1 protein-coding gene is annotated in these 1,279 nt (G+C 41.1%); it reads left to right on the top strand.

The genetic code is table 11. From position 1 onward, the window contains the following. Positions 1-1,219: fimbria/pilus outer membrane usher protein (locus tag ACVRRC_RS21800; protein WP_472997547.1), on the top strand; the 1,219-nt coding region annotated here is incomplete at its 5' end. Between the last annotated feature and the right edge of the window lie 60 nt (positions 1,220-1,279).

Genomic DNA, 1,279 nt, shown 5'->3' with positions numbered 1-1,279 from the left:
AGAACAGGATGGTTCTGTTCAAGAATATCAAGTTGAAACGGCTAATATCCCTTATTTAACGCGCCCAGGTAGTATTCGATATAAATTAGCAATGGGTCGACCAACCGATATGGATCACCATGTTAACGGAGACACATTCGCAAGTGGTGAAATGTCATGGGGAGTCACCAATGGTTGGTCATTGCTCGCAGGCTCATTAAATAGCCAAGACTATAATGCATTCAACATAGGTGTAGGTCGCGATCTATTAGCATTTGGTGCTTTGTCTTTCGATATTACGCATTCTATTGCAAATATTCCGAATGATAAAAAACTGACAGGTAACTCTTATCGGATAAACTATTCGAAGCGCTTTGACGACTCTGATAGCCAAGTCCAATTCGCAGGTTACCGCTTCTCTGAGCGCAGTTTTATGACTGTGACTGATTTTTTAACGGCTAAAGATTCAGGCGAACGCCAAGGCAGTAATAAGGAAATGTATGTGATTTCTCTAAATAAAAATTTTAGAGAACCAAGGATCACTGCTTATTTAAATTATTCGCACCAAACCTATTGGGATAAGCCAGAAAGCAATCGCTACAATTTAATGGTAACAAAAACCTTAGATTGGGGAAGCCTGAAAAATATTAATATTTCATTATCGGCGTACCGCAATAAATATAACGAAACAAATGATGACGGTCTTTATATTTCAGCATCAATGCCTTGGGGAAATGGTGCCAATATCGGCTATTCATTACAAGCAACACGGGACGACACCGTTAACCGGGCAACTTATTATGACAAGCTGTCTGATAGAACCAATTACCAAGTCAGCGCAGGGTCAACCAATAAAGGTGGAACCGCAAGCACCTATATTACTCATTACGGCGATAATACGAAGTTAACCGCAAATGCCAGCTATATTCACAATAATTACACGTCATTTGGATTAGGGGCTCAAGGCGGATTCACTATGACGTTAAAAGGTGCGGATGCTCACCGAGTTTCAAATATTGGCGGCACTCGTTTACTCATAGACACTGACGGCGTAGCTAAAATCCCCGTATCAGACCGTGGTATCCCTATTGCATCGAATGCATTCGGTAAAGTGGTCGTGCCTGACTTAAATAGTTACTACCGCAGTAAAGTTAAAGTCGATTTAAATGCATTACCGAATAATGCCGAGGTGACTGATTCTATTGTCCAGGCCACATTAACAGAAGGCGCAATAGGCTAACGTAAATTTATTGTAGTGGCTGGTGAAAAAATGATGCCTGCAATGCGTATGTCTGACGGA

Source organism: Stutzerimonas sp. LR2 (genome assembly GCF_055755175.1).
This window is presented reverse-complemented; position numbering and strand designations above follow the sequence as displayed.